9 protein-coding genes are annotated in these 10,039 nt (G+C 61.0%); 8 read left to right on the top strand and 1 reads right to left on the bottom strand.

What is annotated here, in order from left to right; all coding sequences use genetic code 11:
- On the bottom strand, positions 1 to 895 hold an 895-nt coding region (locus tag VL598_RS09030; protein WP_325326371.1), incomplete at its 3' end, for a LysR family transcriptional regulator.
- A 146-nt stretch (positions 896 to 1,041) separates the two neighbouring features.
- Between VL598_RS09030 and VL598_RS09025 the strand changes: the two genes are divergently transcribed.
- The 8 genes from VL598_RS09025 to VL598_RS08990 all read left to right on the top strand — a co-directional run.
- A complete protein-coding gene (locus VL598_RS09025) occupies positions 1,042 to 2,562 on the top strand; it encodes a CoA-acylating methylmalonate-semialdehyde dehydrogenase (protein WP_325326370.1) in 1,521 nt (506 codons plus the stop codon).
- A gap of 102 nt (positions 2,563 to 2,664) precedes the next feature.
- Positions 2,665 to 4,365 carry a GMC family oxidoreductase gene (locus tag VL598_RS09020; protein ID WP_325326369.1) on the top strand — a complete coding sequence of 567 codons (1,701 nt, stop codon included), beginning with the start codon at positions 2,665 to 2,667 and terminating at the stop codon, positions 4,363 to 4,365.
- Between the two features lie 334 nt (positions 4,366 to 4,699).
- On the top strand, positions 4,700 to 5,476 hold the full coding sequence (locus VL598_RS09015) for an ABC transporter ATP-binding protein (protein WP_325326368.1): 777 nt from the start codon (positions 4,700 to 4,702) through the stop codon (positions 5,474 to 5,476).
- Entirely contained in the window at positions 5,476 to 6,258 is a 783-nt protein-coding gene (locus VL598_RS09010; RefSeq protein WP_325326367.1) for an ABC transporter ATP-binding protein, read from the top strand. The genes VL598_RS09015 and VL598_RS09010 overlap by 1 nt, the downstream gene beginning before the upstream one ends.
- 156 nt (positions 6,259 to 6,414) lie before the next feature.
- Positions 6,415 to 7,638: an ABC transporter substrate-binding protein gene (locus VL598_RS09005; protein WP_414718684.1), complete on the top strand. Its 1,224-nt coding sequence runs from the start codon at positions 6,415 to 6,417 to the stop codon at positions 7,636 to 7,638.
- 42 nt (positions 7,639 to 7,680) lie between these two features.
- On the top strand, positions 7,681 to 8,565 hold the full coding sequence (locus VL598_RS09000; protein WP_325326366.1) for a branched-chain amino acid ABC transporter permease: 885 nt from the start codon (positions 7,681 to 7,683) through the stop codon (positions 8,563 to 8,565).
- Entirely contained in the window at positions 8,565 to 9,536 is a 972-nt protein-coding gene (locus tag VL598_RS08995; protein WP_325326365.1) for a branched-chain amino acid ABC transporter permease, read from the top strand. The genes VL598_RS09000 and VL598_RS08995 overlap by 1 nt, the downstream gene beginning before the upstream one ends.
- Positions 9,537 to 9,758: 222 nt before the next feature.
- Positions 9,759 to 10,039, top strand: a 281-nt coding sequence (locus VL598_RS08990; RefSeq protein ID WP_325326364.1) for a hypothetical protein, incomplete at its 3' end; no start/stop codon positions are given.

The following is a 10,039-nucleotide window of genomic DNA, read 5'->3' as shown; positions in this document are numbered from 1 at the left end:
AAACTGCCCACTGCGCTTCGATGAGCCTGAAGGCGGCGGCAATGGCCGGTTCTTTGCTGCGAGCGGCGAGGGCGATGAAAGTGAGTTCGGTCGGCACCGTTACGCCTTCCACAATCGTCAGCGCATGAGAATGGGCCTCGGCGATCGCAATCGCATCGCGCGCGAGGGTCAATCCGACGCCCGATTTCACGAGATCGAGCATTGACGTCTCCTGGTCGACTTCCGCGACCTTGACGGGGCTCACGCCGGCTTGAGCGAAGCGGCGCGACAGCAACCGCTGATGCGCCGAGCCAGGCGGGGTCCAGATCCACGGCAGCGCCGCGAGCGTGCGCCAATCCCGCGCGCGCCTCACGCGCTCTTTCCATCCCGCCGGCGCGAGTACCCGATACTGGAAGCGCGTAAGCGTCGCCACATGATAAAGCCCTTGCGGCATGCCATCGTCGGCCGGTTGTCCGATGTAATAGCCGGCGTCGAGTTCTCCTGTGCGCACTTCATCGGCGACCCATCCCGACATGCCGTGCCGCAAAGCCGGCTCGATTTGCGGATACGTTTCGACGAGTTGTTTCAGGAATCCGCCCAGCCTTAAGAAATCGGGATCGAGGATCGTGCCGATGCGTAGCCGCCCCCTCACTTCTTGACGCAGCGTGGCGGCAGCGCGCTCTACATCCGAGGCGGCCGCGAGAGCACGTTCGGCGTGCGGCAGCAGTGCCTGCCCATCCCGAGTCAGCGTGAGTCCGTGCGCGGTTCGCACGAACAGGGCGACACCGAGCGTTTCCTGCAGATTTTTGATTTGCAGGCTGACGGCCGGCTGCGTCAGATGTAATTGGGTCGCCGCGCGTGTCAGGTTGCCCACGCGCGCCACGGTCACGAAGGCGCGCAGCAGTGTCAGGTCCATGGCGGATTATTAGCCAGCGTTATATTGCAATTGAGGATAACTCATTGGATTTCGCGTGACGTTGGCGGTTACGCTTGCCGGCAAAGGAGCCCGCGCGTGCAGCGCGCGAGGCCGACGATTTTCATCTATCCGAGACGAGGACATTCATGAGCGAAGCAGATCAGGTCACGCGTGTGCGCGAGTTGAGCCACTTTATCGGCGGGCAGCACGCCGGTAGCACGAGCGGGCGGTTCGGCGACGTCTTCAACCCGGCGACGGGCAGCGTGGCCGCGCGCGTGCCGCTTGCGAGCGCGAGCGAAGTTGCCGCGGCGGTGGCAGCGGCGAAAGCCGCCTTCCCGGCTTGGAGCGAGATGGCGCCGATCAAGCGCGCACGCGTCATGTTCAACTTCAAGCAACTGCTCGATAAACATCATGACGAGCTCGCCGAATTGATTACGCGCGAGCACGGCAAGGTCTTCTCCGACGCGAAGGGCGAAGTGATGCGCGGCATCGAGGTCGTCGAGTTCGCATGCGGCATTCCGAATCTGCTCAAGAGCGATTTCACCGATCAGATCGGCGGCGGCATCGACAACTGGAATCTGCGTCAGCCGTTGGGCGTCGTCGCTGGCATCACGCCGTTCAACTTCCCGATGATGGTGCCGTGCTGGATGTTTCCGATTGCGATCGCCTGCGGCAACACGTTCGTGTTGAAGCCCTCCGAGCGCGATCCGTCGGCCTCCGTTCGTATCGCCGAGCTGCTCAAGGAAGCCGGTTTGCCGGACGGCGTCTTCAACGTCGTGCACGGCGACAAGGAGGCCGTCGACGCGCTCATCGAGCATCGCGATGTGGCTGCCTTGTCGTTTGTGGGCTCGACGCCGATCGCGGAATACATCCACGCGCAGAGTGCACAGCGCGGTAAGCGCGTGCAGGCTTTGGGCGGCGCAAAGAATCACCTCATCGTGATGCCGGATGCGGACCTCGATCAAGCGGTGGATGCACTGATCGGTGGCGCCTACGGCTCAGCCGGAGAGCGCTGCATGTCGATTTCGGTGGCGGTGGCCGTCGGCCATATCGCCGATGAGCTCATCGAGCGCCTGGCGCCGCGCGTGAAGGCTTTGAAGATCAAAAACGGGATGGAGCCGGATGCGGAAATGGGGCCGCTCGTCACGGCTGCGCATCGCGCCAAGGTGTCGGGCTACGTCGATGCGGGCGTGGCGGCGGGCGCCAAGCTCGTTGTCGATGGACGCGGCCTTTCGGTGCCTGGCCACGAGGAGGGATTCTTCCTCGGCGGTACGCTCTTCGACCACGTGAAAACCGACATGAGCATTTACCGCGAGGAAATTTTCGGGCCGGTGCTTTCGGTCGTACGTGTGCCCGATTTTGCGAGCGCGGTGGCACTCGTCAACGCGCATGAGTTCGCAAACGGCGTGTCGTGTTTTACGACCGACGGCGGTATCGCCCGCGCGTTTTCTCGGCAGGTGCAAGTCGGCATGGTCGGCATCAATGTGCCGCTTCCGGTACCGATGGCCTGGCATTCGTTCGGCGGCTGGAAGCGTTCCCTCTTCGGCGACCATCATGCCTACGGCGAGGAAGGCGTGCGCTTTTACACGCGCTACAAGAGCGTCATGCAGCGCTGGCCCGACAGCATCGCGAAGGGCGCGGAGTTCACGATGCCGGTGGCGAAGTAGGGTTTGGCCGAGTTCGCGCTGCGTTAAACGTCGAACCGATCGACTATTAGCGATCGGTGGGCGTGCAGCGCGCGTCATCCTTTCACCTCGACGGTGGGCGCCATGAGCAGGAACACGACTTCCGATGGCGAGTTCGACTATGTGATCGTCGGCGCCGGCACGGCCGGTTGCGTGCTGGCGAGCCGGCTCAGTGCCGAACGCGACGTGAGCGTGCTGCTTATCGAAGCAGGCGGCAAGGATGACTATCCCTGGATCCATGTGCCGGTTGGCTACCTCTATTGCATCGGCAATCCGCGCACGGACTGGCTCTATCGCACCGTCGCCGAGCCGGGCCTGAACGGCCGCACGCTTGCTTATCCGCGTGGGCGAGTGCTCGGCGGTAGCTCGTCGATCAACGGCATGATCTACATGCGCGGGCAGCGCGAGGACTATGACGAGTGGGCGCGCTTAACAGGCGAGCCGTCTTGGTCGTGGGATGCTGTGCTGCCCATTTTCAAGCGCAGCGAAGACCACCACGGTGGTGCGAGCGCATGGCATGGCGTCGGAGGGCCATGGCGTGTCGAAAAGCAGCGCTTGAAGTGGAAGGTGCTCGAGGCGTTTCGTGAAGCTGCCGAGGAAACGGGCATCCCCGCCACGGACGACTTCAATCGTGGCGACAATTCGGGCGTTGGTTACTTCGACGTGAATCAGAAAAGCGGGGTGCGCTGGAACGCGTCGAAGGCATTCTTGCGTCCCGCCTTGTCGCGCAGGAACCTGAGCGTCGTTACGCACGCCCACGTGCGACGGCTTACGTTCGAAGGCAGGCGTTGCACGGGCGTCGCGTACGTGCGCGGCGACGTTGACGGACGCGAGTTCGTGGCGCGCGCGCGTTGCGAGGTGATCGTCGCGGCCGGTGCCATCAATTCGCCGCAACTGCTCGAGCTCTCGGGAATCGGCGATGGCGCGCGGCTGCACAAGCTCGGGATTGGGGTCGTGCAGGATCTACATGGCGTCGGCGAAAATCTTCAGGACCACCTGCAACTGCGCACGGCCTACAAAGTACGTGGCGTGCGCACGCTCAATACGCTCGCCGCGCATTGGTGGGGCAAGTGTTGGATCGCGGGCCAGTACGCCCTCACGCGAAGGGGCCCCATGTCGATGTCGCCATCGCAACTCGGCGCATTCGCGAAATCGTCACCCGACGATCGCTCGATCACACGGCCTGACATCGAATACCACGTGCAGCCGCTTTCGCTCGATCGCTTCGGCGAGCCGCTGCACCGCTTCAATGCGTTCACCGCATCGGCTTGCCATTTGCGACCGACATCGCGCGGCAGTGTTCACGTGGGCTCGCCCGATCCGCACGTACCGCCCGTCATTGCACCGAACTATCTGTCCACCGAGCACGACCGGCATGTCGCGGCGAACGCATTACGCTTGACCCGCCGTATCGTGGCTTCGCCGGCGCTCGCACGCTACGCGCCCGAAGAAATCCTGCCGGGCGTCGAATTTCAGACTGAGGCCGAGCTCATCAAAGCGGCGGGCGCAGTTGGCACCACGATCTTTCATCCGGTGGGCACGTGCCGCATGGGCAGGGCAGATGACACGGGTGCGGTCGTCGACGCTCGGTTGCGCGTCATTGGTGTGGCGGGTCTGCGCGTTGTCGACGCATCGGTCATGCCGACGATTACGTCAGGCAATACCAACTCGCCGACCCTCATGATCGCCGAGCGTGCGAGCGACATGATCCTCGCGGATCGGGTTGCATCGACGGCGAAAAGCGGGGTGACGGTTGCCTCGATGGCGGCGTCGGAACGCGCATGAGCCGTCTGACAAAACCCGTGTCTACCACGTGGAACAATTCGAATTCGGGTGCCAAGCGCTATTGACGAGGTAATGGGCGGTGGGAAAACCACGGTAGAAATGACATCCGATTAACGCTGATTACGCAAATCAACGTAAGTGCAAATCCCAATGATTACGCTGCACCATTGGCGAGACAATGCGCGGTGCCGCATGTCGCGGGGCTCAGCCGGCCGCCATGATGCGCAATGCCAAGAGATGGGGCTTTCGAGGGCATCAAAGCTCAGTAACAAATAAACAGCGCCGGCGCGGTGTTCGAAAAAGACACGCTTTGTCACTTCGCATGGAAGGGGACATGATTCTCGGCGACACGATTCTCGAAACGCGCGGCTTGACGAAGGAATTCAAGGGATTCACCGCCGTCAGCGGGGTGAATCTACGTGTACGCCGCGGCTCGATACATGCGCTGATCGGACCGAACGGTGCGGGCAAAACCACCTGTTTCAATCTGCTGACGAAGTTTCTCGATCCCACCGCGGGGCTGATCGTGTTCAACGGTGTCGACATCACGCGCGAGCGCCCGGCGCAAATTGCGCGGCGCGGTGTCATTCGCTCGTTCCAGATTTCAGCGGTTTTTCCGCACCTGAGCGTGTTGCAGAACGTACGCGTCGGTTTGCAGCGCACGCTCGGCACGTCTTATCAGTTTTGGCGCAGCGCTCGCGTGTTGAGGCAGCTCGACGAACACGCGCGAGAGTTGCTCGGCCAAGTTGGCCTGAGCGATTTCGCCGACACGCCGACGGTCGAGCTCTCATATGGTCGCAAGCGTGCACTCGAAATCGCGACGACGCTGGCGATGGAGCCTGAGCTGATGCTGCTCGACGAACCCACTCAAGGGATGGGCCACGAAGACGTCGACCGTGTGACGGCACTCATCAAGAAAGTCTCGACAGGTCGCACGATTCTGATGGTCGAGCACAATATGAACGTCATCGCGGGCATCTCCGATACGATCACCGTCTTGCAGCGCGGCGAAGTCCTTGCCGAGGGCAACTATGCGGAAGTGTCAAAGAATCCGCTCGTGATGCAGGCCTATATGGGCAGTGCGGATACCGCTTTGACGGGGAAGCACTGATGAGCGATACCGAGCGCAGCGCCACGCAGCGGGAAAGGGGTGAGGCGGGCAGTGTTGTGGCGGAGCAGCCACAGGGCGTCCCGGCGCTGACGATCGCAGGGCTCGAGGCCTGGTACGGCGAATCGCACATTCTGCACGGCGTCGACCTCACGGTGGAGCGCGGCGAAGTGGTCACGCTGCTCGGCCGCAACGGGGCGGGGCGTACGACGACTTTGCGCGCCATTATGGGACTGACAGGGCGCCGCACCGGGTCCGTGCGCATCGGCGATCGCGAGACGATCGGCCTGCCAACGCACAGAATCGCGCATTGCGGTGTCGGCTATTGCCCCGAGGAGCGCGGCATTTTCTCGAGTCTGTCCTGCGAGGAGAACCTGAATCTTCCGCCGATGGTGGGTTCGCCCAAGGCTGCGATGTCGCTCGACGAAATCTACGAAATGTTTCCGAATCTCAAGGAGCGCCGCACGAGCCAGGGCACGCGTCTTTCCGGCGGCGAGCAGCAGATGCTGGCTGTTGCGCGCATCTTGCGCACGGGAGCGAACCTGCTTTTGCTCGACGAGATTTCCGAAGGCCTCGCGCCCGTCATCGTTCAGGCGCTCGCGCGCATGATTCTGACGCTGAAGTCACGTGGCTACACCGTCGTGATGGTCGAGCAGAACTTTCGTTTTGCCGCGCCGCTCGCCGATCGTTTCTATGTCATGGAGCACGGGCGAATCGTGGAGCGATTCGTCGCGCGCGAACTCGAAAGCAAGATGCCGGTGTTGCACGAATTGCTCGGCGTCTAACGCGTACGCGAGCCTGTCTTGCGTGGCGGCACGAAGGGCCTGCCGAGCCGTAGCTATGTGCTAGGCGTCTTGCGCCGTTCGTCTCATGCCATATGTCTGATGTCTCACGCCTTAGGTTGCACGACTAGAACCAATAACGCAGAGAAGGAGATGCGAATGAAGACGAAGTTCGTCGCACGCGTGGCACGTACTCTCGCGATGGCGGGGGCAGTGATCACCGCGGCGCTCCCCGCACAGCAGACCTTGGCCGATGAGAACACGGTTACGATCGGATTCATTACCGACATGTCGGGGCTGTATACCGATATCGACGGGCAGGGTGGCAAGACTGCCATTCAGATGGCCGTCGACGATTTCGGCGGCAAGGTGAACGGCAAGCCGATCAGGGTGCTGTCGGCTGATCATCAAAACAAAGCGGACATCGCTGCCACGACGGCGCGCAAATGGTTCGACACTGAAGGTATGGATCTCTTGATCGGCGGGACGAATTCGGCGACCGCACTATCGATGAATGGCGTGGCCAAGGAGAAGAGGAAGGTATTCATTGTTATCGGTGCCGGTGCCGACACGCTGACCAACGAGCAATGCACGCCGTACACGATCCACTACGCGTATGACACGACGGCGCTCGCCAAGGGTACCGGTTCCGCCATCGTGCAGCAGGGCGGCAAGACGTGGTACTTCCTGACGGCGGATTACGCCTTCGGCAAAGCGCTGGACAAGAACACCTCGGAGGTGGTCGAAAAGAGTGGCGGCAAGGTGCTCGGGCGTGCGCTTCACCCGCTCTCCGCGTCGGATTTCTCCTCATTCCTGTTGCAAGCTCAGGCATCGAAGGCGCAGATTCTCGGCTTGGCCAATGCGGGCAACGACACCGTGAATTCGTTGAAGGCTGCGAGGGAGTTCGGCGTCACGAAAACCATGAAGATCGCGGCGCTCTTGATGTTTATCGACGACGTACACAGCGTCGGCCTGCCGACGGCACAAGGTTTGTTGCTCACGGATAGCTGGTATTGGGATCAAAGCGATGCCGCACGCAAGTGGGCACAACGCTACTACGACAAGATGAAGAAGATGCCTTCGAGCTTGCAGGCTGCCGATTACTCCGCCACGTGGAACTACCTTCAGGCCGTGAAAGCGGTGGGTTCGGTCGACGCCGACAAAGTCATGGCACAGCTAAAGAAGACGCCGATCAACGATTTCTACACCGCCAGCGGCCGCATTCGCACGGATGGCACCATGGTTCACGACATGTATCTGTACCAGGTCAAAACGCCATCGGAGTCGAAAAAGCCATGGGACTACTACATCCTGAAGACGACGATCCCTGGCGATCAGGCGTTCACGACCAAGGCCGAGGCACGCTGCCCGCTATGGAAGTGACGCGCGAAGAGCGCGCATTGTCCACACTCTGAGACACGTCTCATGGACATCTTCGGCATACCGTTACAGGCGCTCTTGAGCCAGCTTCTCCTTGGGCTCGTCAACGGATCGTTTTACGCGATCCTGAGTCTTGGGTTAGCTGTGATTTTCGGCATGCTCAACGTCATCAACTTCGCGCACGGGGCGCTTTTCATGCTCGGGGCGATGATCACCTGGTTAGGGCTGACCTATCTGGGCCTGCCTTATTGGGCGATGCTCGTGCTGGCTCCACTTGTTGTCGGCGCGTTCGGGATCGTCATTGAGCGCTCGATGCTGCGCTGGCTCTACCGGCTCGATCATCTCTACGGGCTCTTGTTGACCTTCGGCATCACGCTCGTCATCGAGGGCGTCTTCCGGTCGATCTACGGCGCTTCGGGGCAGCCGTATGACGTGCCGGAGTTGCTCGCCGGGTCGACGAATCTTGGCTTCATGTATCTGCCGAATTACCGTGCGTGGGTCGTCTTTGCTTCACTCGTGGTGTGTCTGGCCACGTGGTATGTCATCGAGAAGACGCGCCTCGGCGCGTATCTGCGCGCGGGCACCGAGAATCCGAAGCTAGTCGAAGCGTTCGGCGTGAACGTGCCCGTGATGGTCACGCTGACTTACGGCTTCGGTGTAGCGCTCGCGGCCTTCGCTGGCGTGCTAGCTGCGCCGGTAATCCAGGTTTCGCCGCTGATGGGGCAGTCGATGATCATCACCGTGTTTGCCGTGGTCGTGATCGGCGGCATGGGCTCGATTTTGGGCTCGATCGTGACGGGCCTCATGCTCGGCGTCATCGAAGGCTTCACACGTGTCTTCTATCCGCAGGCGTCGGCCACCGTCGTCTTCATCGTCATGGCGATCGTGCTGCTTGTGCGACCTGCGGGTCTATTCGGCAAGGAACGGTGATGCAGAGGAAAGCACTCTATAGCCTGCTGCTGTTGGGACTCCTCGCAGCGCCCGGGGCGGGGTTATATCCCGTCTTCGTCATGAAGGCCCTCTGCTTTGCGCTCTTCGCGGCGGCCTTCAATTTGCTCATCGGCTACACCGGGCTTCTATCGTTCGGTCACGCGATGTTCCTGGCGACGGCAGGGTACATCACAGGCTATACGATCCAATCGCTTGGCTTGTCGACTGCGCTCGGCGTGTTGGCTGGGACTGCGAGTGCCACGCTGTTGGGCTTGGTCGTTGGGATCTTTGCAATTAGAAGGCAAGGCATTTACTTCGCGATGGTGACGCTCGCGTTTGCGCAGATGGTGTATTTCATCTATCTCCAGGCGCCGTTCACGCACGGTGAGGACGGTTTGCAAGGCGTGCCGCGCGGCAACCTTTTCGGCTTCATCGACCTATCGTCGGATGTCACGCTCTATTACGTCGTGCTCTTCGTGGTGGCACTCGCGTTCCTCTTCATCGTGCGCATCGTGCATTCACCATTCGGCGAGTTGATGACGGCGATTCGTGAAAACGAGGCGCGCGCGACTTCGCTCGGCTACGATACCGATCGCTTCAAGCTGCTCGCCTTTGTGCTGTCGGCGGGTCTCGCCGGTCTGGCGGGCGCCCTCAAGGTGATCGTGCTCGGCTTTGAGACGCTGAGCGATGCTTACTGGACGATGTCGGGGCTGGTCATTCTCATGACGCTGGTGGGCGGCATGGGAACGCTTTTCGGGCCGCTTCTCGGCGCGGCGCTGATTGTGACGCTCGAAGACCGGCTCGGCGATATGGGTTCGGCGATTGCGTCCGCGACGGGAATTACGTGGTTCAACACGCTTGGTGAATCGACGACGATCGTCATCGGCTTCATTTTCATCATTTGCGTGCTCGCGTTCAGACGTGGCATTGTCGGAGAAGTGGTTGCGCGCGTGCCAAGGCTGCGTATGTGAGATGAAGCATCTTTTGCGCTTGTAGGTGGCCTAGCAACGAGCCTTGCTGAGTGTCAGTTGATGCGAAGTTCAGGAATTTTTTGGGGAGCCGGGTATCAGCGCGAACATGTCATCGATGCGCTAATTCCGTGCGGACTTGCACCACTAGGGTAAGTGCTAGGTTGCCTGAGGCGGTTGCGACGTTTAATCTTGATCCCAGTTCTGAAGCACCCGAATTTGCAGGTGGAGAACGAGGAGACAATCGAGGCACTCAGTGCCCGCTCGAAAGCGCTGTTGGACGGAATCCAACAGCGCTTTTCGTTTTTTTATTCGGCGTTTTCGCGCTTGATCTACGGTCGGGCAAAGAGTCCAATTCATCCATTGGCACGCCGTATCGCTACAGGGGCATCGCACCGATTTTGTGCGCGAATTGCCCGCACCGCCTTCCATTCTTTCCCGCCCGATGTAACGCGTCGCACGCGCTTATTTTTGCCACTGGCGACTGGCGAGATAGGCATGATTGC

Origin of the sequence: Trinickia sp., assembly GCF_035492435.1 — a bacterium.
In the GTDB taxonomy this organism is placed as follows: domain Bacteria; phylum Pseudomonadota; class Gammaproteobacteria; order Burkholderiales; family Burkholderiaceae; genus Trinickia.
Note: the sequence above shows the minus strand (reverse complement) of the source record. Positions and strands in the feature narration are given on the sequence as shown.